Consider the following 21437-nt stretch of genomic DNA (forward strand, 5'->3'; position numbering starts at 1 on the left):
TGCTTATACAAAAATAAATAGCGATTGAGTTAAATATACTGTCAATGAGCTTCAAAAATTGAACCATAAAGACTATCCAAAAGTGCTCCATTTATCATTCAATATTAATTGTGTTGTTTAAAATGATAAAATTCTTTACCTGTTTCTAATATATGACAATGATGAAACACCTAAGCCCCTTTTTTAACTAAAAAGGTAAATAGCCTTTCGTTTAAACTATCGTTTTAAGGTGTAAAGCTGGGGCTCTAAGGCTTCCTTCTTTCGCCCCAACTATCACTATGAGGTTAATTCCTACTCTCGTATCAATCAAAGAGCCTTGTCCTCTTATCTCCTTCAGGTAATAAATCCCTTCAGCTCTTAATTCGCACATACCATGCACTTTATTGCGTAAGCACTATAGAATAAAGAAACCGTTATTCGTAGATGTCGGTAGTATTGATTGCACTATTCAATAAAGCGGTTATCTTTTCCATTTTATTGAGTGGATAATAGGACAATATGCCCACGCTTGCCCCCTTTCATCTTTTCAGCAGGAATAGCCCATAGTTTTTGATTAAAATCAATTTCCGCCCATTCTGCGCTAAGCGATTCTTTGGACGTACCATCGTTAATAATTGCCATTTGATTAATAACTTTACTTGCATTGAGCTATTGCTATCCCTTAAATCGGAAAGAAACTCCGGTAATAATTCAGGGCGGATAGTAGGATTGTTTTCGGTGGTGGGCGCACTAAAACTTGAGGCAACATTTACGCACTGGTTAAACTCAATCAAGCCACCATTTACGGCAAAATTTAATATCTCATTCAATAACCGAACCACCCTTTGAAGAGTATCGTTTATGCCACGTTCCTTGAGTGGGGTTAATGTCTCAATCACTAATTTGGGCGTGATAGCGGATATGGGCATTGCGCCCAGCTTTGGGAATAAGTACTTTTCAAGCCGTCCCCAATTCTTCTCAAGTGTTTTAGCTTGAACTTCATCTGCTTTCTTTTCTTTCCACTTTTCCGCCACGGCAAGTAAGGTATTTATTAAGCGTTCCTGCTCCTCTGCGCTTTGCTGTTGCCGGTATTGTTGCGGATCGATATTTTGGTGCAAGCAATGACAAAAATCCGTCTCTAACCTTGCGTGCTTGCGATAAAGAAACTTCGGGATATTTCCCTACGCCTAATAAAACCCGCTTTCTAGGATTGCTAAAAGGCTGATAGTAATTAAATCGCCATAGTTTCGCACCAGTTGATTTAATCAATAAATAAAGCCCTTGACCGTCTGATAGCGTGTAGTCTTTGTCTTTAGGCTTGGCTTTATCTATCTCTGTATTTGTGAGCGGTTTAGTTATACGCAATTTGTTTCGCATTGTTGCGTATAACTAAGCATATAACTAAAATCTGTGGCTGTAAACGTATAAACCCGTAAGAAAACGTATGAGAAAATAAAATGGCGTTGAGGTCAGTATTTATAAGGATTTAGTTTATGAAAACGTAAGAAGAAATAAGAAGAGAAAAGTCCGTTTGGTCCCTACCGTCTTCAATATTTTTCATTCAAGCCTTTTTCTATCTGCGTTTTCTTAACTTAGCCAATCAGAAAAGGGAACAATCAAGGGAACATTAAACGAATTTTTTGACCTATTTGTCATCTTTTGCGGATTATGCTCAAAAATTGATTACAGGGTCAATCTTTAAATTTCGTTTAATCTCGTTTATTGGTTCTTCTTTATTGTTAAATAAATTTTTATACAAAAAACATGAATGAAACTACTGTATAGAAATTTTCCTTTGCCTTTTCCTGTTTGCCTGTTTTGGGGCTGTCATATTTTTTGGTGGGAAAGTGGGAAAAGGGGAAAAAATAACGTAACGCATTGATTTAATGGGAAAATATAAAAATAAATCTTCCCCCATTTTCCCACCTTCTGGGGAAAAATTCCCCCCTTTATACTTTCCAATGACAAAAAAAGGGGGAAAGTGGGAAAGCGGGGGAAAAATTAAAGACTATAAATAATGATATAATATATTGATATTATTATATAAATTATAGATTGATTATTATATTTTCCCCTTTTCCCACTTTTCCCCCGTTATTTTTAGTTTGCTGTAAAAATTTTTGATGAGATTAAGAAAAGTGCAATATTATGTTAAATTTAGTACTGTATAAAAAAGCGGTTCAATCTTAATTAAACCGCTTTTATTTATTCTTCTATTGGTAGGGTGATTTTTAATCCCCTTTTGGTTGGTGTGGTTATGTCTAATGTTGGATAGGTTGATTCATTACGCCATGTTTCCTTGTCTTTTCGCTCCGTTCTGATTAGTCGTTTTTCTTTAAGTAAGGATTCAATGATTTTCTTCTCTGGAAATGCCCCCATTTCTAAAATCAGGTTTCTTTTATCCAACATTAAATAGGAATTTTCCCTTGTGTCTTCTTCAAAATAAAAGCCCACAAATTTTTTACTTACCGGCGTACTAATGATTTTTTTATTTTTTACATGATACAAATCACCTATATTCTGTTGGATAAATCGATCGAGATTTTCAATAATCTGCATTTTCTCCTTATTACCCCATCCAAATTCATCCGCCCACAATTTGAAACATCTAAAAATAGTGCATTCTATTTCCTCATCAGTAAAGCCTGTTATATGTTTTGAGCATTTTCCAACAGTAACTAAAAGCGCAAAATTTTTTGCTACTCGTCCAATTTGATTGAGTTCTTTATCATCTACTGAAGGGGGCTTTATTGCGATCATTTTGTCGATAAACGATCTTTCGTTTTTGTCTTTCTCCATATTGAGAAAATGAATATTTTCCCTAATGAAAGCGATCCATTCTCTACCGGCTACGCCATAGTATTTACTACTGTTTACCTTGATAAAATCCGCAAATGCTAATGATTTATGATATTCCGTGGTGTTGTCTGGATCATTTGCAAAATGATGGTAATTATTCAAGCCGGTGAAAGAGATATTAAGCATTCTTACCAATTCCCCCGCTTTGGCTTTAAAATTTTTTTCTCTGAAAATCTCTCTTAATTGGTCTTCATAGTTCCGCTCACCGTTGCTTAATATCATGGTTCTCCATGTTCTTACTCTTCTATTCTGATCCTTTTCTGCCTGTCCTCTAAGTTTTTCTACCCCTTGAAACAATTCATAGAAAATACCAGCTCCCACATCTTGGGAAATATTCGTTAATTCATCCATAACCAGCAAACAATCATTTCTTGAGATCGCTTCATTCACTAATCCCGTTCTTGTTGCGCTCCAGGAACGTTCTAATTCTTTTCCATGCCCGTAAACGCTATTGGCGATATAGCTACACGTTGATTTACCTGATCCACTGTCGCCGTAAATATGAATGCCAAAATGCGGCGCATTTTCAACCACGCCAACAACCGGCGCCGCTAACGCAAAAAGCAAGGAGAGAATAACAAAATCATTTCCTTTGGCATATTTCGCCACATTTTCTTGCCATTCTTCCAGCGTACAAGATTTTTTGAATAAATCGGCGTTAATTGGCTGATTTCGTAAAAATAACGGCTGTTTATTGTCCATTTCCCCTATAATTTCTCCGTTCGGGTAAATGTACGCGCCATTTTTCCAGCCTGAACTTGATACAATGCGCCATTTTGGTGAAGTGATTGTTTTGGATGAAATATAATTAGCTAGAAATGAATGATTTTTAGTAACATAATTAATTTCTAACCCTTTATTTCTTAAGTTTTTAAAGGTTTCTGCGCTTGCAATTTCCCCTTGTAAAATGGCTTCCGTGATCTCTTCACCGTTGCCATTAGATTTAAAGCGGATCATTGAGTAATGTAGGTTTCCTTCTTCAATTTCTACGCCTTGCCCGATAACGTCAAATTTATCAGAAAGCCAATGATAATTTATGCCTTTATCGTTTTCTTCCATCAAGAAAAGCCCTTTTTTTATGCCGTTGTCCGCATATTTTATTTCTGCTTGTTTAGCCGTTTTTATTATTATTGGCTCTTCTGCGTTTTCTTCTCTTGATAAGGTTTCTTCTATTTTTAGCATTTCCTCATTTTTTCTTAATCTAACTAAATAATCACGCCCTACATCTTGCAAAATACAATTTTTATCAAACACTTTTATTTCTTTAATTTGTGTTTTTCTTGCTAAATTGGCATAGATTGCGCTTTTTTGGTTCTCTGTTACATCATCAAGAAAAATAATAGATAAAGCCTGCTGATTTTTTGCAATGTCTAAATCTTTAATTACATCAGAATCAAGTAAATTTCCACTTAATATAAGCGGGGTTTCGTCTATTGATTGCTGAATAACAGTGCAAAAAATAGCCCACTCTTCGCTATATTTCCATTCTTTTTTATTGTTGCGATCGGGGTAATTTTTCCAAAAAAAATGAGCTTTATCGCCAGCAATTAAAACATCTTCTAAATTGCCTTTACGATTGACTTCATCAAAATGGTTTACTTTAGCCATAACTCCCCCTAACCTTGATTTCTATTCTTAAAAAACGCGATCACATCTGCCGAGCGGTATTTTTTAGGGGCGTTTTTCTTTGGTGTGCCTACGCTTGCCGGAAAATTCGGATCGTGGATAAGTGTTTGCATTAAATAGCCATATGAAATTTTGGCATAGTCTGCCACTTGGCGCGCCGTCCAGATTTCATCAGGGCTGAATGCTGCCTTGTCGTTTTCAAGCCGGTTTAGGCGTTCGCCATAATCGGCGAGAATGCGTTTCAGGCTTGCCAGCGTTAATTTTGGTTCTTGTTGCATTTCTTGCATTTTTTATTCCTCAATGATTAGCCCAAAAGGCTGACTACATTTTCCATTTTTGGCGAATAGTAAGTATTCAGTAAAATTTTAATATCTCGGTGGCCGCTGATTTTTGCCAAGGTCATTACGTCCACTTTTTCCGCAAGACGGGTTAAGGCTTCCCGTCTTGTGTCGTGAAAATGTAAATCTGCCTCTGCAAGCCCCGCCCGCTCTTTCAATTTTCTGAAATTTGCATCGAGGTTTTTGGCAGTTAATTGAAAAATGGGTTCTTCTTCTCCAAAACTTAAACGTTCCATTGTGTCGAGAATCGCTACGGCTTTTGTTGAAAGCGGAACATTGCGCGGGTGTCCATTTTTACTGGTCGGGATATGTAAAATTCTCGTTTGTCGGTTGTAATCTTTCCATTTTGCATTGCAAATTTCACCGGCGCGCATGGCGGTTTCAAGGGCGAATAACATCGCCGCCCCCGCACGGCTTAATGCAGTGAGCGGGGTGCGGTTAAGTGAAAAGCCGGAAACAAATTTCAAGCGTTCGATTTCCTCATGGCTATAACGGCGTGTGCGTGCATGCGGGGTTTTCGGTTTGCGCACGTTTTTAAGGGGATTTTCTTTTAGGAATTTCCATTCACCGCACGCCATTGTCATTATATGGGAAAGGGTATTCCATTCCCGTAAAACGCTGGCTATGCTGACTTTAGAAAGGCGTTCATCACGCCATAACCTAAAATCATCTTCCTTTAAATCCACTAAATAAACGCGCCCTAGCGGCATATCCATTAAGCGGAAAAGGCGCAAGCGTTCCTCACGGTAACTTTTCTTATAGCGGCTTACTTCTTTGATATATTTATCAATCACATCCGCAAAGGTGATGTAAGGGATCCCCGTGTGGTAAGTGCCATTAATGATTTTTTCCTCTAACGCTTTCGCCCATGCGATAGCCTCTGCTTTAGTGCGGAATTGTTCTGACTTGGAAACCCCTTTACGGCGCACTTGTGCGCGCCATCCTTTATTTCTTTTGATAATGGTTGCCATAAATCCCCCTATTTCCGATTTTTACGACGTGCTATACGTTGGGCTTTGCGTTTATTCTTGACTTTATTCATTCGTCTTTCGTAAAAATTGAGCTGCTCATTTTTAGGAAATTCAAGCCCAAAGAAAGCCTCATTAAATAGCGTGCTATCACTAGCGAAAAATTCCAATTCTGCGCCATTGGGAAAGTGTAAAGAATAGGTGTTCATGCTGTTGCTCCTTGTGGCTGTGGTTTTCTTCCGCCCATGATTTTGAATAAATCATTAAAGGCTTTTGCGCTGCTGTTTTGTTGTAAAGCGGTGTGGCGTGCATAGGTTACTTTTTCGATATTGCTCACCTTTCCGCCATTTTCTAATTTCAGCCTTGTTTCTTCGCTTTTTGCCCATTGGCGGGCGGTGGCTTTGTCTGATTCAAAATAGCGGCTTGAAATGAGTTTTTGTCGCTTAATTTGAATTTTCACCACGGCATAGTAAGCGGTTTGATTATTTTCATCGGTGAGAGAATAGATATTAATTGCCATTTTTGCCCCCTTGTTGCGCCTTGCATTGCGCATATTTTTCAAGCGTTTGTTCGAGTGGGTAACGCCCGTTTTGTGAATAAACATCGCATAGGCGGTTATCTAACCACTTTAAAGCGGGTGTGCCGTTTAGCTCTTTGATTAAGGCTAAATAGCAAACGCCAAAAAAGGCGAGGGAATCTGTTAAATCTCGTTCTTCCGGCTGTGTCGGAACGTTGAAATGCGCGGTTAATTCTTCAATCAATAACAAGGAAGGATTGGTTTTTTTCTCTTGTTCAGTGTTGCGATAAATCAAAGTGCCTTCATGGGTTTGAATTAGTTTTCCGGTGCAAGAATTAGGCATAAATCCCCCCTTGTGTAAAAGTGTGGTTAAATTTTGAGGTGTTTTTTTCGGGGATTCTGCCGGCAAGGATAAGCACAAATTCACGGGCTAAAATAGCGCGGGCTTGTCGCTCGGTTTCGGCATTGATACGGATTTTTTGAATACGATTTGATAAATCGGTACGGCGAATAGCCGCAAAAATGAATTGGGTCATTTGCGTAACTCCACTGATTAAATTTTCAAGAGTTACCGCGAAAGTTGTCACGCTTTGGCGGTAACGCGCAACGGGGTGACAAACCGTTATCAGTGGTAAACGGCAAAGGGCGAAACCTTTCCCGCTACGCGTTACCATAGGGCATAGTCTATCAGAAAATAGATCTATGTTGGGGTGTGCGTAAACGCTATGCACAAAAAAACACGCATAGGAAATAGGCGTGCTGTGCGCCACTGATAAATGATAGTTCGAGTTGTCACGCTCGTTTTTTGGTGCTTTGTTGAAAGCGGATTTAATATAGTTTAATTTCGTTTTAACTGTCAAGGCTGAATTTGACAAAATACGGCTTTTTTTGTGCGTTTGATGATAAATACTTGATTTTTGGCTATAATATGCCTGTTCATTTTTCATAAATGAATCCTTAGTTATGGTTAGATAATTAGTTGGTTTAGGATTTAAGCCTCCGTTCCCGCGGGGGCTTTTCTTTTGGCTGCATTTCGGCGTCAAGGCTAGAAATTGAGCTTGCCTTGTGTATTGCCGGATTCTTTAAGCTGTGCTAAACGTTCCTCATTGGTCATGGGTTTCATCCCCGCCTCTTTCAAAAGTTCTTTTTCGCTTTTCTCCCAGCCGTTTGCCTCCGGACAATCCACAAAAACCGCGCGGCGAATGTTGGTGATTTGCCCGACAAATTCCGCTTGTAATTGGTTGCACTGCGGGCAATAAAGGCGCGCACTGGTAACCAGTAAAGAAAGTTTGTTACTGGTGCGAATGCCTACTTTATGCCCGCAAAACGGGCAATAAATTGTTAATCCGCTCATCTTGCCCCCTTAGTGCGCATTGGGGTTTTCTGCGGTGTGATTTTGCTGCGCTAAATAACGCTCCACGGCTTCAACCGGATAACGGGCCAAGCGCCCAAATTTAACCGGTTTTGGAAATTTGCCGGCTTTGGATTGTTCCCATAGCCAGCTGCGAGAAACATCGAGCATTCTGCAAAGCGTGGCGGTTGAATAATAGCGTTGTTGTGAATCGGTGGTTTTTTCCATACGTTCCCCTCTGATTTGTTGGTGTTGTCAAATAACGTGCTTTTTTGTCTTGTTTGTCGGGGGGTATGGTAGGGAATGGATTTTTTGAAGAGTGGAAATTTCCAAAAATAGTTTGGAAATTTCCAAAAAAATGAAAGGTTATTTTGCTGTATTAAGCCAGTTTCTAAGGGTCTCCGGCGTGATGTTAATCTCTATTCCAGCGCTGGCAAATTTTTTGGCTAATTCTCCGTTTAAAAGGCTTCTCGCTTTTTCTGGTTCATCTATGCCATAGTGCAATTTGAGTAAGGCTTTAATAAATTCGGCTTGGTTGGTTTGTTTTCGGGTTGAAATTGGGGCTATTGGGGTGACATTCCCTTTTGTTATATTTAGTTTTCCACCTGTATTTATAAAAAAGGTTAATTCATCTTCTAAAATATAAATATCATCGTATTCGATAAATAAGTTTTTTATTCTTTCATCAGAAAGATAAATTTTAATTTCGTGAAATGGTATTCCATACTTTAATAAAGCTCTAGGATTTTCTAATGTAAATCCAGATAATTTTCTTTTTAGTAGATCTGATTCAAATGTCGAATATTTAAAGTCTCTAGGGCAAATGCCCAAAAAGCCATTTATTGATATGTTTTTATTTTTCTGATTGTATTCAGGTAAGTGAATCATCTCTCCTTTGTTAGATTTAATTTTTTCTTCTATCGTTTCTTCGTTACTTTTTATATATAAATAATTACAAACAACAAGGTGCTTATTAAAAGAAAATTGGAATGATATATCTTCTTTCTTAAAAATAGGGAAAATAATATTATTTTGAACTGTCAAGGCTTTAATGCAAAATTGAATATTTCCTATGGCAGCATAATGAATTAAATCCTCTATTGTTACTGGCTCATTAAATTCTCTTGTTAATTTATCCGCTGCTTGTTGCAAGCTATACCATTTTCTCGGCGGTAAAGTGGGTTTATTTTTTGTCATTTATGATGAATCCTTAAATAAAAAGAAAAGCCCGTCAATAGGGCTTTTTATATGGTTTAAATTTCTAATTGTTCAGGGTTGCATTGATAAATTTTTGCCAGTTTTTCACGGGTCTTTTTTTGTGGTTTGCTTTCTTTGCGTTCAGCTTGAGAAATAGCGGATTGAGTTAATCCGGTGCGTTTTGCTACCTCTGCTTGCGAAAGATTGCGATAAATGCGCCACGCTGCCAATAGGCTCACGTCTTGATTAAACATGATATTCACTACATCATTAGGAATTAATTCCGCCCCGTCTTCGGTAGGACCAAGGGGAATATCTTCCCATTCTGCGGAATTTTCATCATCAAAAGGACTTGCTTTCATTAATAAATCTTCATATTCCGCAATAGGTAAAATGACAAATTCCGGTCTCCCTTGTGGGTCGTTAATATATCGGTGATTTAGATTCATTTTGCTTTCTCCTAGCTATAAGTGCGTTCACTACGGCGTTTTATGGCTTGAATGTTGATGATTTTCGGCTCTCCGTTGATAACTTCAAAAATAATACGGTAATTGCCTACCCTTAGCCGCCATTTCCCTTCTTCACCTTTTAATTTTTTGGTATCTAGCGTCTCATTAGGAAAGGTTTCAAGTGCATTTGCCTTTTCTCTAATCGCTTTTTGATACCTGCTATCTATTTTTAAAAGCTGCCTTAACGCGTCTTTTGTCCAGTTTACGCGATTCATGGGGATCCTTTAGGTATAATTTAATGATTAGATTATAAGCTATTTTTAGTTTTCATCAATAAGAAAATTAGAAAAGTAAAAAGCCCCTTTCGGGGCGGTGGGTTAATAACTACAAATAAAGGAATGGGCTTGAATTTCGCTTGAAGTGCGGTCAGATATGCGGGTTTGTTCTGCCATAAGCCTTGAATATTCACGCATAAGCGCATTTCTTTCGCTGGGCTGAATGGCGCCTTGTTTGACTAAACATTGCACGCTGTGATTCAAAAATAGGTTTGTGGTGTGGAGTAAATCCGCCGCATGCGCTTCAATGGTTTTTCTTCCATTATGCTTGCCCCTCAATGCCTTCGATTAAAACCGCATGGCGGTAATTTTCCAGCAAATAATCAAGCTGTACCGAAAAATAAACATTTAGGCTATCTTCGCGCAGTTCTTGCTTGAAGAATAGGCGTGCCGTGTTTTGTTTTAGGTAAATGGCAAGGTTTGAAAACGTGGTAATTAGAATGCAATTTGCCGGAAAGAAAGGCGCATTGATTGCACGCAAGCCCCCGATAAGGTTTTGTGAGGTTAAAAGCACGCCATTTTGTGCATTAAGCTGTTTTGGCTCAAGCTGAATCAATGTACCGTCTAAAACATTACGCCCGCAAATTGCGATTAAATCGCCACTTTCGCGAAGTATTGCCGGCAATTTTTCAAGAGCTTTTTTAATAAGTTGGGCGGTTGTTTGCCCGCTTAATTCAACGGCTTGAATCACTTGCGCTTTTTCTTTTAGCTGTGCATGCCAACCTTTCGCCACATCTTCGCCCAGTGGGTAGGCTTGTGGATCGGAATCTTTTGCACGATGTGTGCCGTGAAAGCCTACCATCGCGAGATTTTTCGCAAATTCTCCGCCTAAACGGGCATTAAGGGCTTTTTCAAAATCAATTTCAGTAAAAAGATCCAGTTCGCTATGCAAAAGGCGAACGTCGAGATTAATTTGGGCGCACTCAAAAGGGGTTACATCTTGCACGATATTGCGCGGTTCTCGGGCGTGCTTGTCGGTGTCTGTGTTGCTGACAATCGGCAAAGAGAGTGCATAGGCTTTATTTGGCGAATCTTCAACAAATTTTGTGGTGATTAAGCCTAAAAAAGCGTGGTTTTTAATGCCTTGTTTAATGATTTTTTCCACTTTGGCGTGGTCGTTGAAATGGCTGTATTCTTGCATTTCTACGCCTTCAAGTTCGTTTTTGTAGGCGGTAAATTTTTCTTGAGTGAGTTTTTGCATATTGTCATCCTTACATTTCAGTTAATAAACGTTTTAAGCCTTTTTCTTCTTGCTCTTGAAAGCGCTCAACGTGTTTTTGCGTTGGGGTTTTTGGCTTCCAATCGGCAGCCAGTGCCAGCGGTGGGAGTTTTAATTCTTCCGGCGTGGTTAATTCCACGTTGAATTTTTTGATAATTAGCGCATTAAATTCATCATGACCGTCTTTTTCTGTTAGTGGGTCATATTCACCGGATTGAACAAATAAGCCCTTAAATAGCGCGATTTTTGCCTTATTCTGCGCCATAAATTCGTCAATCAAGACTTCTGCGGTGAATCGGTAAATTTGCTTGCGGAAAGTGAGAAAATCTTGTTTGGCGGTGTAAACTTCTTCGCGCTTGTCGTAAAGTTTTTGTTCTAAGTCTTCATTCAAGGCAGTGAAGAAATCCACACGTGATTTTAATTCTGCTTTTAATTTTTGCGTGGCGCTGTAATCGTCAAGGGTGAGTTCACTTTCTGTCTCAAATTTCGCCTTGATTTTGGCAATTTCCGTTTCAAATTCATGGCGTACTGCCGCAATCGTGGCGTTATTTTTTGCCTGTTTGCGCTCGAGTGTACTCAATTCATCAGAAAGGGCGATGAGTGCCGCTTTTTTATCGTTAAATTCGCCTAAAAGTGCGGTCAATTTCGCTTGTTTTTCGGGGTGTTGTAGGGTGAGTTGGATCATTTTTTACCTGCCTGTTTTGCTTTGTTGTTGCGTTGTTCAATGCGTGCGTTCATCCATGCGCGCACTTCACTTTCTAGCCATGCTTTCGCATTGCCGCCTAGATTGACGGCTTCGGGGAATTTCCCTAGCCGTGCTTTGTCGTAAATGGTGGAGCGTGAAAGCCCCGTGAGGTTTATCACATCATCCACTCTTAAAAAGCGTTCTTTTTGTGTGTTGTCCGTCATAATTTGCCTTATGGGGTGGTGTCTTGTATCCATTAGCCAACGAGTAAGCGCGGTCAGCCCGTTTTTTGCCTGATTGCCTTGTTGCATTTTTCACCTAAAAAAATTTGGTGCGCTGTGTGTCCGTGCGTTACGCCTCGGAGTGGTTTTTATTATGGATAAATCAGGCATGGCGCGCATTAAATGACAAGTGTTGCGGGGTGTTTCACAAAATCGGCGGAAAAATTAAGGGCAAATTCAACCGCACTTTTTATCAATGCGGGGGACTGTCCAATTTTTGCCGCTAGAAATTGGACTAAATTAGCATTTTTACGCCTAAATTTTGCGTTTTTCTGCGTTGGTTTGCGTTGATGAACGAATATTTAAAACATCAAGGCGCGCCAGTATTGGCAAGGCTTGAAAGGCTTTTAAAATTTGCGTTGAAATCACTACAAAAAGCGTGCCGGCGTGGCGAGGGTTTGCTAGCGATTTTTCGCGCGTGGTTTTTGTTGAAAAATCGTAGAGAAAATAGGGTTTTAGGTATTGTAGGGATTATAGTTTTGATATAATAAATGCATGTAAAGCCAGTAACGGCAAGGGTTCATCAATGATTAAAAAGGCTTTCACTTTCGCACTTGCAATAGCTATTTCACTCGGTGCGACAAATTCAGCTATAGCACGAGAAAAGAAAAAGAGTAGTGGCATAATTAAAAAAGCCGTTGTTGCTTATGTCGCATACAAAGTCTATAAACATTACAAAGACAAGAAAGAGGAACAAAAGGCGAAAAGCAAACAAAAAGAAACCTATGTTGAGCCGGTTTATTATGATGAAGACTGCGAAAGTGAAGACGAATGCGAGGAAGAATAAAGGGCGGAACGCTCCGCCCTGTGACGGTTAGGCTTTCATCGCCTCTAGCTTACATTGCTCGACATAATCGCCCCACGTTTGCATAATAGCTTGACGTGACTTCCATTTTTTTGATTTATCGTAGGCTTTCCTAACATCGCTTTTTGTTTCATGGGATAAACACCACTCAACCGCTTCATATGAAAATTGATCCAATTCATGCAAGTAAGTGCTTGCGATACTTCTAAAACCATGCCCCACTAATTCCCCTTTAAATCCCAAATCTATTAGGGCTTTATTAACGGTTTGGCTATTCATCGGCTTATTCCATGGTGCTTGATAACCTGTAAAGACAAAACGCCTATGCCCGTTAATTTCTTTCATAGTTTCTAAAACTCGCAAAGCTTGACGCGAAAGTGGAACACTATGCGCACGTTTTCCCCCTTTCATGCGTTCCGCCGGAATATGTAAAACTTTCTCATGCCAATCTACATCACCCCACTCAATATTTACCGCTTCACTAGCCCTTAGAATCGTAAGTAATTGAAATTCGATTAGGCATTTTGTCCCTATTTTTGAATTAGACGTATTGAGCTTATAAAAAACACGCGGCAGTTCTTCCGGTGGAATAGTTGGCAAATGTTGAGCTATTGGTTTTTTAAAACGCCTTGAAAGCCTTGCAAATGGGTTATTATTGATAATCCCGTCATCAATTGCATTATCAAAAATCTGTCTAATTGCCGTGCATAATTTATCGCAAGTATCTGATCCATCAAGAGGCAATAAAGCAGAATCAAATGATTTGATATGAAGATTTTCAATAGGTAAATCATCAAACTTAAATTTATCAAACAAATGTAACTCAACTCGGCGGTAGGCTTTCTCAATACTTTTTTTCTTTAATTCACCTTTCTGTTCTCGTTTATTACGCCATAAAGCCGCCAATTCGCCAAAAGTTATTGATTTTTTTTCATCCTGTAGCCGTTGAATATTTTCTTGCTCTGAAGGATCAATTCCTAGTGCGAGTAAATCGCACCATTTACGCGCTTTTTCACGCGCTAAAGTTAAAGAAAAATAAGGATAAGCCCCAAAAGATTTTTTTACGCGTTTTTTGTTTATGGGGTGAGTATAAATAAACCGCCAGAATTTAGCCCCGTTTGGTTTAACCAATAAATAAAGATTATCCCTATCGGCAAATAATTGTTCTTTATCTGTCGGTTTAATGGATTGAATATATGAATCAGTAAATTTTTTTAGAAAGTTTCTAGCCATCGTTTAAGCCCTAATGAACAAAAGACAACCGCTTTTGTTCCCTCGATTTAGCCCCTTTATTAAGAGGGAACAGAAAAGGGAACAAGAAAAGCGAACAATGACAAACACTAACGAACGAAAACAACAAAAGAAAAGTTTTTAATATGCTGTTTTTACTATGTTTTTGACAAAAAAGACGTTATTTGACGGGTTAAATGGTCCCCCCTACCGGACTTGAACCAGTGACCAAGCGATTATGAGTCGCCTGCTCTAACCAACTGAGCTAAGGGGGGAAACGCGGACGATTATAGAGAAATAATGACGCTAAGTCTATAAGTAAAAGGATGGTCGCTTGAAAAATAACCATCCTTGCACTTGTACTTATTGAAGTAACGAAATATCCGCCACTTGTAGGAATAAATTACGTAAATTATTTAAAATTGCTAAACGATTTTGGCGTAATTTTGGATCTTCCGCATTGACCATTACTTTATCAAAGAAGTTATTAACTGCCTCACGCAAGCCGGCTAAACGATCTAATGCCGCTTGATATTTGCCCTGTTCAAAGAGTGGCGAGAGTTCTGATTGTAGCGCAAGCACTTGCTCTGCAAGCACTTTTTCTTCCTCTTCGAGCAATAAAGTGCGGTCAATTTGTGATGAGATTTCCCCTTCTACTTTCGCTAAAATATTACTCACACGCTTATTGGCGGCAGCGAGGGCTTCTGCACTGTCGAGAGTACGGAAATGAGACACGGCACGTACTCGAGCATCAAAATCAGCCGGTTTAGTCGGACGACGGGCCAACACCGCTTGAATGACATCAACGGCAATGCCTTCGTCTTGATACCACGCACGGAAACGTCCGAGCATAAAGTCCACTACATCGGCAACCACATTTTCATTAGTCAATTTATCGCCAAAAAGTGCGGTCGATTTTTGCACTAAATCTTCAAGATCAAGGGGTAAATTTTTCTCTACGATAATGCGTAACGCCCCCAATGCCGCACGGCGTAAGGCAAACGGGTCGGCACTGCCTTTTGGTGCTTGTCCGATACCGAAAATCCCTGTGAGGGTATCAAATTTATCTGCCAAAGCAACCGCACTTGCCACTAAAGATTTTGGCAATGAATCGCCGGAGAAACGAGGCATATATTGTTCGTTTAATGCTACTGCCACTTCTTCATCTTCGCCGTCGTGGCGGGCGTAGTGCATACCCATCACGCCTTGTGTGTCGGTAAATTCAAACACCATATTGGTCATTAAATCACACTTGGAGAGCAAGCCTGCGCGTTTCGCTTTGGCTTCGTCTGCCCCGATTTGTTTGGCAATTTCGCCAGCTAACTGCTCAATACGAGCGGTTTTATCCCGCACTGTGCCGAGTTGTTGTTGGAACAACACCGTTTCCAAACGAGGTAAGCGATCCACCAATTTTTGTTTTAAGTCGGTTTTAAAGAAGAATTCTGCGTCTGTTAAACGTGGGCGCACGACTTTTTCATTACCCTCAATAATCGCTGTCGGATCCTCAGGATTGATATTCGAAACAAAAATAAAGTGCGGTAATAATTTACCCTCTTTGTCGTAAATTGGGAAATATTTTTGATCGCCCTTCATGGTATAAACTAAGGCTTCCGCCGGTACAGCAAGAAAACGATCTTCAAATTTTGCCATCAATACATTCGGGTATTCCACCAACGACGTTACTTCATCAAGCAAATCTTCTTCAATATCTGCCACACCGCCAAGTGCGGTCGCTTTTTCTTGAGATTTTGCCAAAATCTCCGCTTTACGTTCATTGAAATCAGCAATGACCGAACCTTTTTCGCGTAGTAATTGTGGATATTGATCGGCATGTTGAATTTCAAATTCACGTTCACCTAAGAAACGATGACCACGAATAGTACGGGCACTTGCCACACCTAAAATTTCACCCTCGATGAGTTCATCACCAAGTAACATGGTGACAGTATGAACAGGGCGAATGAATTGCACGGTTTTGTCCGCCCAACGCATTGGTTTTGGGATAGGCAATTTTGCTAAAGCGTTCACCACAATGTCGCCAAGTAAATTTTGGGTCGGCTGACCTTCGATTTTCGCACGATGAACCAGCCATTCACCTTTATCCGTCGCAAGGCGTTCCGCTTGATCCACAGTGATACCACAACCACGGGCCCAGCCTTCAGCAGCTTTGGTCGGTTTGCCTTCGGCATCAAACGCTGCGGATACCGCAGGCCCACGTTTTTCAATTTCTTTGCTCGGCTGCTGTGTGGCAAGCGCTAGCACTTTCACCGCCAAACGACGTGGTGCCGCAAACCATTCGATTTTATCAAATGCTAAGCCTGCTTGATTTAATTCCGCCTGTACGTTATCCACAAAGGCAGTAGCTAATGTTTTAAGAGCTTTTGGCGGCAACTCTTCTGTGCCGATCTCTACGAGGAAATTTTGGGTTGTCATTGGTTTATTTCTCATTAATTTTCAATATATAATCTAATTAAATTTTTTTCTTGATCAAAAGACCATCTCGCATTCTTACTAGTAATTACATTATCCATAGACAATAAATTATATTCTCTTAATACATCTGTAACCCCTGCAAGATAATTTCTACTTCTATTTATTGTGAAAGAATATGTTTTGTCATTGATGACAACATCTATTTTCTGCATAGAGTCAGGTATTAATTTCATAATAGATGATGGTATAGATATCATTCTTGCTCTAATATCATTTGATGTAATCATTTTTTCTATGTAATTATCATCGTTATGATTAATAGGATTTGAATTTATTTTTGCCATCTTATCTCTATTCAATAACTTATTCATTTTCTCTGAGCTAAAAACAGGTTTAAATATAAATCCTATCCCATTATCTATACAGCTTTGTACCAATGATTTACCGTCAATAAGAACTATTGGTTTTGATATATCATTTGTTGCTTCTTTTTTAGCGTCTTCTGTAAAATTTGAAGTACAAATAAATATTCCTTTATACCCAAAAAGGAGCGTACCTTTCAGCTCTCTAATTTCTCTTACACCTACGTTACGTTTAAAAGCATATCTCTTAGCTTGGATAAAATAATTTGTGATATCTATTTCACTGAAATCACCAACACCTTTTCTTATAGCAGTAAGGTCTATACCACCGTCTCTAGATCGTTGCGTTATCTCAACTTCATCTAAGCCCATTTTTATCAGATACTCTTTTAAAAATTCTTCAAAATCATATCCTGTCTCAAAATAATTATAAAATTCAGTCTGAATCCTTAATAATTCACCATTGGACAATGTAGATATATTCATTTTTGTTTCTCAATTAAACGGCAAATGTAAGATATGTGAATTAGTTTTTAATGATTGAACATAGTTTTTTATTTTCAAACATCTCCCTAAAATTTCACCGTTTGCTAACCGAAAATACAATCTAGCTCCGCCAAATCCAGTACCACTTTTTCGCCGTCAATTACTAATGCCGGAATACCGACATAGCCGTTGGCTTTGGCATTATCAAACACTGAGTGGCTATCACGTAATTTTAGAAAGCGTTTAAAATTAGGTAGGGATTGTAAAATTTCAACGGCTTCATACGAAATGCCAAGAGTTTGTAATTTTGCCACAAAAAGAGCGGTATCCGGGCATTGTTCCGCATAGTAAAGAATCGGTTTCATTATTCACTTTCTTTTTGCGCCGCAAGTGCGGTCGGGTTTAGCGTTGGTTCTGCAATTTTGGTTAAACGGTTGCGATCCGTATGATGGAAAGGTTCATCATAGTTTGGAATCAGCATAACCGTATCCTGCTCGTAAGACCAAGTACCGTCATCATTGATTTTTACCTTGATTGTATAACTTTCTGTGGTGAAATTTTGCTCGATAAACGGATTAGAAATAATGCCATTGGTGAGTGAACCCCGCACTGCTTTCACGGTAAATTCTTTTGCATCCGCCGGAGCATTGCCGGTTGCCATGAGCGTTTGTCCACGCGGGATACTTAAAGTAAAGAGAATATTGCCCGTTGCCGGCTCCCATAACCAATACCCCACTTGATCGTGAAAGGTTTCCACTTCATTTGGCTGAACAATACGGGTGTGATAACGCAAACCATAGAAAAGTTGAGGCCCGTTCGTTTGTGCGTCAATCGGTTGTAACTCTACCCGTTCGATATAAGGATCTTTTTCCGCGCCTTCCGCTTTAGGGTTAATATCTAAGCCACGCTTACCTTCCCAAATGCCCGCCAGTCCGGTTAATGGACCAAGATTAGCCAGCGTATTCACATCCGGCTCGGCTTCGGTATAAATATCTTTTGGGTATTGAAAATCGCTCATCCTCTCTCCTATTTCATAAATTTCTAAAGTGCGGTTATTTTCAGGTTATTTTTTACAACCGGGGAAACCGAGGGCTTCACGGCTGGCGTAGTAAGCTTCAGCAACGCCTTTGGTTAAGGCTCGGATACGCAAAATGTAGCGTTGGCGTTCGGTAACGGAAATCGCTTTGCGGGCATCAAGCAAATTGAAACTGTGTGCTGCTTTTAAAATGCGTTCGTACGCTGGTAACGGCAGTGGTTTTTCTAACGCTAATAATTGTTGGGCTTCTTTTTCATATTGATCGAAACAGTAGAATAAGAAATCCGTGTTGGCATATTCAAAATTGTAGGTGGATTGTTCCACTTCGTTTTGATGGAACACATCGCCGTAGGTGGTTTTACCAAGCGGGCCGTCCGACCAAACCAGATCATACACGCTGTCCACGCCTTGAATGTACATAGCCAAGCGTTCTAAACCGTAGGTAATTTCACCCGTAACAGGCTTACATTCTAAGCCGCCGACTTGTTGGAAATAGGTGAATTGGGTCACTTCCATTCCATTCAACCACACTTCCCAGCCTAAGCCCCACGCGCCAAGGGTCGGGTTTTCCCAGTTATCTTCGACAAAACGAATATCGTTTTGGGTCGGATCGAAACCGAGCATTTTCAGGCTATCGAGATAAAGTTCTTGAATATTATCCGGTGAGGGTTTAATCACCACTTGGAATTGATAATAATGCTGTAAGCGGTTTGGATTTTCGCCGTAACGACCGTCAGTCGGGCGACGGGATGGCTGTACATAAGCGAACGCCATTGGCTCGGGGCCTAACGCTCGCAATGCCGTCATTGGGTGAGAGGTTCCCGCCCCCACTTCCATATCAAATGGCTGAACAACAGTACAACCCTGTTTTGCCCAATAATCTTGTAGGGCGAGAATCATACCTTGGAAGGTTTTTACATTGAATTGATTGCTCATAATCTTGAATCTAAATGTGATAAAAATACCGGCATTATACTTGAAACAGCAGGGCGGATAAAAGCAAAAAGTGCGGTTAAAAATCTCCGCAGTTTTTATGAATAGAATTTGCATTCCCTATGAAAAATCTCAACTAGGAAAGCCAATAGAGTTATGTCAAAATGCTCTCCTACTCCCCCTAAAGGAACATATCTATGAAAAAAAATCTTATTACAACCGCACTTTTGCTCGGTTCCTCCGCTTTTATATATGCGGAATCTTCCCACACAGAACTGCCTTCCATTAACGTTTATTCCGCTTATGCAACACCGGTAAATCAAGATCAAACTGCGTCATCAGTTACAGTATTGACCGAACAAGATTTCTCCGCACGTAATGCAACTTATGTAAGTGATGTGCTGAAAACGGTGCCGGGCGTTTCAATGATGAGCTATGGCGGACGAGGCCCGCTTACTAATTTCTTGATTCGTGGGGCTGATGCGAATCATACTGCCGTAATAATTGATGGTGTGAAAATCAATCCGGTTACAGGATACGGCTATGATTTTGGCGGTTTGGCTTTAAGCAATATTGACCGCATTGAAGTGTTACGCGGAGAACAATCAGCTTTGTGGGGCAGTGATGCAATGGGTGGGGTGATTTATATCACAACCAAAAGTGGGCTCTATAAAGAAAAACCATTTAATATTGATTTTGACTTAGGTATCGGCTCACACCGTACACGTGACGGCTCGGTTACTGTTTCAGGCTACAATAACGGATTTTATTACTCGCTTCATGGCGATAGCCATCGCACACGCGGTATTTCTGCATTAAGCAAAGATCGCTTTAATTACACCGCAGAAGACAACAGTTCAGTTGCAACAGGTGGCGCAAATGAAAAAGATAAATTTCACCGCGATAACTTTTCTTTCCGTTTCGGTTATGATGATGACAACAAAGGGTTAGAATTATTGGGTTCACACTTTTCTCAAAACGTCCACTTTGACAATGGATTAACTGACGAAAAAGGGCATTACACCCATACTCGTGAAACATTATTTAAATTAGGTGGTTACTGGGGTAATGATAAAGATCTATTCAAACACAAAGCCTCTGTCAGCCACATTAAAACGGATAGCGATACTTTTGGTTTTAGAAGTGCTTATAACGGCAAAAAATTAAACGCTAACTATCAACTCGATATTAATTTTGATCAGGAAGGTTCAATTACCCAAGGATTAAGCCTATTAGGCGAATATCAACGCTCAAACTATCATTCCAGTTATTTCAATGATATTGGTGAGAAAAAACTGACAGAAAAAAGCATTGCGGCGGAATATCGTTTGTTCAGCGAAAAAGATCACAGTTTGAGCTTGAGTGGTCGTTACACTGACAGTTCCGAATACGACAATTCCTTTACAGGACGAATTTCCGCTACTTATCGCCTCACATCAAACATAAAGGCACACGCCAGTTTTGGCACCGCTATTCAAAACCCAACCATTACCGAATATTATGGCTATAACGGCCGTTATATCGGTAATCCGAATTTAAAACCGGAAAAAAGTCGCGGAGGTGATGTAGGCATCTTGTTGGAAAGCCACAATAAACAGCACAGTTTAGACATCACTTATTTTAATCGCCGTGTTGAGCATTTTATCAGTAGCGAAATTATTGATTTCACGAGCTACACCTCTCGTGCAATAAACCTTGACGGCAAAACCAAAATTAAAGGGGTAGAAATTGCTTACAACGGTAAATTAACCAATGATTTAACCGCCTATGCAAACTATACCTATACGAATAGTAAAGACAATAATGGTAACGAATTGCTACGCCGCCCTAAACACACGGCAAATGCGGGATTATCCTATCAAATCACAGAGAAATTTGGCTCAAGTGTGAATGTATCTTATGTTGGAAAACGAATAGACAACTATTTCTCACCAACTTATTCCACCCACCGTACCAAATTACCGTCTTATACTTTGGTAAATTTAGGCGTAAATTATCAAGTCATTCCAAACTTAACGATATATGCCAACCTAAACAACCTATTCGACAAAAAATATGAAAACCTTCTTGGCTATGGTCAAGACGGTCGTAATATCTACGTTGGTTTAAGAGGGTCGTTCTAACAAAAAGTGCGGTCAATTTTGACCGCACTTTACCGTATATTATGTAGCCTACGCACAAATAAAAAATTGATACAACATGTAGGGGCGTATGTAGTACGCCCTGTCGATAAGTGATTGAAATTATTAACGTTAGACTACAGCACAGCCCTATGCTCACAGTAACATATACAATTTTGTACAACTGCTACATAATACCGAAAACTCGTATAACTGCTCTGCCCGCTT

The 21437-nt window shown here is 39.7% G+C and carries 26 protein-coding genes and 1 tRNA gene; 2 read left to right on the forward strand and 25 right to left on the reverse strand.

Annotation, left to right across the window (positions count from 1 at the left end; all coding sequences use genetic code 11):
• Window positions 1–518: 518 nt before the first annotated feature.
• The 18 genes from PNEUHYL_RS10255 to PNEUHYL_RS10335 all read right to left on the reverse strand — a co-directional run bounded on the left by PNEUHYL_RS10255 (window position 519) and on the right by PNEUHYL_RS10335 (window position 11834).
• The gene (locus tag PNEUHYL_RS10255) at window positions 519–1013 is read right to left on the reverse strand and encodes a tyrosine-type recombinase/integrase (RefSeq protein WP_077665787.1); all 495 of its coding nucleotides are present in this window, start codon (window positions 1011–1013) and stop codon (window positions 519–521) included.
• Window positions 979–1356: an integrase arm-type DNA-binding domain-containing protein gene (locus PNEUHYL_RS10260; RefSeq protein WP_110890466.1), complete on the reverse strand. Its 378-nt coding sequence runs from the start codon at window positions 1354–1356 to the stop codon at window positions 979–981. The genes PNEUHYL_RS10255 and PNEUHYL_RS10260 overlap by 35 nt, the downstream gene beginning before the upstream one ends.
• An 828-nt stretch (window positions 1357–2184) precedes the next feature.
• A complete protein-coding gene (locus PNEUHYL_RS10265; protein ID WP_059367929.1) occupies window positions 2185–4446 on the reverse strand; it encodes a DUF927 domain-containing protein in 2262 nt (753 codons plus the stop codon).
• Window positions 4447–4454: 8 nt separating this feature from the next.
• Window positions 4455–4751, reverse strand: a complete 297-nt coding sequence (locus tag PNEUHYL_RS10270) for a hypothetical protein (protein ID WP_069029778.1) — start codon at window positions 4749–4751, stop codon at window positions 4455–4457.
• A 17-nt stretch (window positions 4752–4768) separates the two neighbouring features.
• Entirely contained in the window at window positions 4769–5773 is a 1005-nt protein-coding gene (locus tag PNEUHYL_RS10275; RefSeq protein WP_059367931.1) for a tyrosine-type recombinase/integrase, read from the reverse strand.
• Window positions 5774–5781: 8 nt separating this feature from the next.
• A complete protein-coding gene (locus tag PNEUHYL_RS10280; protein ID WP_059367933.1) occupies window positions 5782–5979 on the reverse strand; it encodes a hypothetical protein in 198 nt (65 codons plus the stop codon).
• Entirely contained in the window at window positions 5976–6290 is a 315-nt protein-coding gene (locus PNEUHYL_RS10285; RefSeq protein ID WP_059367935.1) for a hypothetical protein, read from the reverse strand. Before PNEUHYL_RS10285 ends, PNEUHYL_RS10280 begins: the two co-directional genes overlap by 4 nt.
• The gene (locus tag PNEUHYL_RS10290) at window positions 6280–6630 is read right to left on the reverse strand and encodes a hypothetical protein (RefSeq protein ID WP_059367937.1); all 351 of its coding nucleotides are present in this window, start codon (window positions 6628–6630) and stop codon (window positions 6280–6282) included. Before PNEUHYL_RS10290 ends, PNEUHYL_RS10285 begins: the two co-directional genes overlap by 11 nt.
• Window positions 6623–6823 (reverse strand): host cell division inhibitor Icd-like protein, encoded by a 201-nt coding sequence (locus tag PNEUHYL_RS13990; RefSeq protein WP_419177292.1) that lies wholly within the window; start codon window positions 6821–6823, stop codon window positions 6623–6625. Before PNEUHYL_RS13990 ends, PNEUHYL_RS10290 begins: the two co-directional genes overlap by 8 nt.
• Window positions 6824–7332: 509 nt before the next feature.
• Window positions 7333–7641, reverse strand: coding sequence for an Ogr/Delta-like zinc finger protein (locus tag PNEUHYL_RS10300; protein WP_059367941.1), 309 nt, complete (start codon window positions 7639–7641; stop codon window positions 7333–7335).
• Window positions 7642–7650: 9 nt separating this feature from the next.
• Window positions 7651–7866, reverse strand: coding sequence for a helix-turn-helix transcriptional regulator (locus PNEUHYL_RS10305; protein ID WP_059367943.1), 216 nt, complete (start codon window positions 7864–7866; stop codon window positions 7651–7653).
• A gap of 138 nt (window positions 7867–8004) precedes the next feature.
• Window positions 8005–8835, reverse strand: coding sequence for a hypothetical protein (locus tag PNEUHYL_RS10310; RefSeq protein ID WP_059367945.1), 831 nt, complete (start codon window positions 8833–8835; stop codon window positions 8005–8007).
• A gap of 56 nt (window positions 8836–8891) precedes the next feature.
• Window positions 8892–9284, reverse strand: a complete 393-nt coding sequence (locus tag PNEUHYL_RS10315) for a helix-turn-helix domain-containing protein (protein WP_059367947.1) — start codon at window positions 9282–9284, stop codon at window positions 8892–8894.
• An 11-nt stretch (window positions 9285–9295) separates the two neighbouring features.
• Window positions 9296–9559: a type II toxin-antitoxin system RelE family toxin gene (locus tag PNEUHYL_RS10320; RefSeq protein WP_059367949.1), complete on the reverse strand. Its 264-nt coding sequence runs from the start codon at window positions 9557–9559 to the stop codon at window positions 9296–9298.
• A 102-nt stretch (window positions 9560–9661) separates the two neighbouring features.
• On the reverse strand, window positions 9662–9898 hold the full coding sequence (locus PNEUHYL_RS13480; protein ID WP_129582404.1) for a hypothetical protein: 237 nt from the start codon (window positions 9896–9898) through the stop codon (window positions 9662–9664).
• Window positions 9882–10820 carry a P2 family phage major capsid protein gene (locus PNEUHYL_RS10325; protein ID WP_077664003.1) on the reverse strand — a complete coding sequence of 313 codons (939 nt, stop codon included), beginning with the start codon at window positions 10818–10820 and terminating at the stop codon, window positions 9882–9884. The genes PNEUHYL_RS13480 and PNEUHYL_RS10325 overlap by 17 nt, the downstream gene beginning before the upstream one ends.
• A gap of 10 nt (window positions 10821–10830) precedes the next feature.
• Window positions 10831–11523 carry a hypothetical protein gene (locus PNEUHYL_RS10330; RefSeq protein WP_059367951.1) on the reverse strand — a complete coding sequence of 231 codons (693 nt, stop codon included), beginning with the start codon at window positions 11521–11523 and terminating at the stop codon, window positions 10831–10833.
• Window positions 11520–11834 carry a helix-turn-helix transcriptional regulator gene (locus tag PNEUHYL_RS10335; RefSeq protein ID WP_239690326.1) on the reverse strand — a complete coding sequence of 105 codons (315 nt, stop codon included), beginning with the start codon at window positions 11832–11834 and terminating at the stop codon, window positions 11520–11522. Before PNEUHYL_RS10335 ends, PNEUHYL_RS10330 begins: the two co-directional genes overlap by 4 nt.
• A gap of 496 nt (window positions 11835–12330) precedes the next feature.
• Here PNEUHYL_RS10335 and PNEUHYL_RS10345 point away from each other — a divergent pair, with 496 nt between their 5' ends.
• On the forward strand, window positions 12331–12591 hold the full coding sequence (locus PNEUHYL_RS10345) for a hypothetical protein (protein ID WP_059367958.1): 261 nt from the start codon (window positions 12331–12333) through the stop codon (window positions 12589–12591).
• Window positions 12592–12618: 27 nt separating this feature from the next.
• On the opposite strand, the gene PNEUHYL_RS10350 is transcribed toward PNEUHYL_RS10345, so the two are convergent.
• The 7 genes from PNEUHYL_RS10350 to glyQ all read right to left on the reverse strand — a co-directional run bounded on the left by PNEUHYL_RS10350 (window position 12619) and on the right by glyQ (window position 19092).
• A complete protein-coding gene (locus PNEUHYL_RS10350) occupies window positions 12619–13842 on the reverse strand; it encodes a tyrosine-type recombinase/integrase (protein ID WP_059367962.1) in 1224 nt (407 codons plus the stop codon).
• A gap of 195 nt (window positions 13843–14037) precedes the next feature.
• Window positions 14038–14114 (reverse strand) — tRNA-Ile (locus PNEUHYL_RS10355).
• Between the two features lie 88 nt (window positions 14115–14202).
• The gene (gene glyS / locus PNEUHYL_RS10360) at window positions 14203–16272 is read right to left on the reverse strand and encodes a glycine--tRNA ligase subunit beta (RefSeq protein WP_059368869.1); all 2070 of its coding nucleotides are present in this window, start codon (window positions 16270–16272) and stop codon (window positions 14203–14205) included.
• 14 nt (window positions 16273–16286) lie between these two features.
• A complete protein-coding gene (locus PNEUHYL_RS10365; RefSeq protein WP_059367965.1) occupies window positions 16287–17120 on the reverse strand; it encodes a restriction endonuclease in 834 nt (277 codons plus the stop codon).
• A 104-nt stretch (window positions 17121–17224) separates the two neighbouring features.
• Window positions 17225–17485, reverse strand: a complete 261-nt coding sequence (locus tag PNEUHYL_RS10370; protein WP_059367967.1) for a hypothetical protein — start codon at window positions 17483–17485, stop codon at window positions 17225–17227.
• On the reverse strand, window positions 17485–18138 hold the full coding sequence (locus tag PNEUHYL_RS10375) for an FABP family protein (protein WP_059367968.1): 654 nt from the start codon (window positions 18136–18138) through the stop codon (window positions 17485–17487). Before PNEUHYL_RS10375 ends, PNEUHYL_RS10370 begins: the two co-directional genes overlap by 1 nt.
• 45 nt (window positions 18139–18183) lie before the next feature.
• On the reverse strand, window positions 18184–19092 hold the full coding sequence (gene glyQ / locus PNEUHYL_RS10380; protein ID WP_059367970.1) for a glycine--tRNA ligase subunit alpha: 909 nt from the start codon (window positions 19090–19092) through the stop codon (window positions 18184–18186).
• A gap of 194 nt (window positions 19093–19286) precedes the next feature.
• Between glyQ and PNEUHYL_RS10385 the strand changes: the two genes are divergently transcribed.
• Complete coding sequence (locus PNEUHYL_RS10385) at window positions 19287–21212, forward strand: TonB-dependent receptor plug domain-containing protein (RefSeq protein WP_059367972.1); 1926 nt, start codon at window positions 19287–19289, stop codon at window positions 21210–21212.
• The last annotated feature ends 225 nt before the right edge of the window (window positions 21213–21437 follow it).

The sequence above is a fragment of the Rodentibacter caecimuris genome, assembly GCF_001019715.1.
GTDB classification, from domain to species: Bacteria; Pseudomonadota; Gammaproteobacteria; order Enterobacterales; family Pasteurellaceae; genus Rodentibacter; species Rodentibacter caecimuris.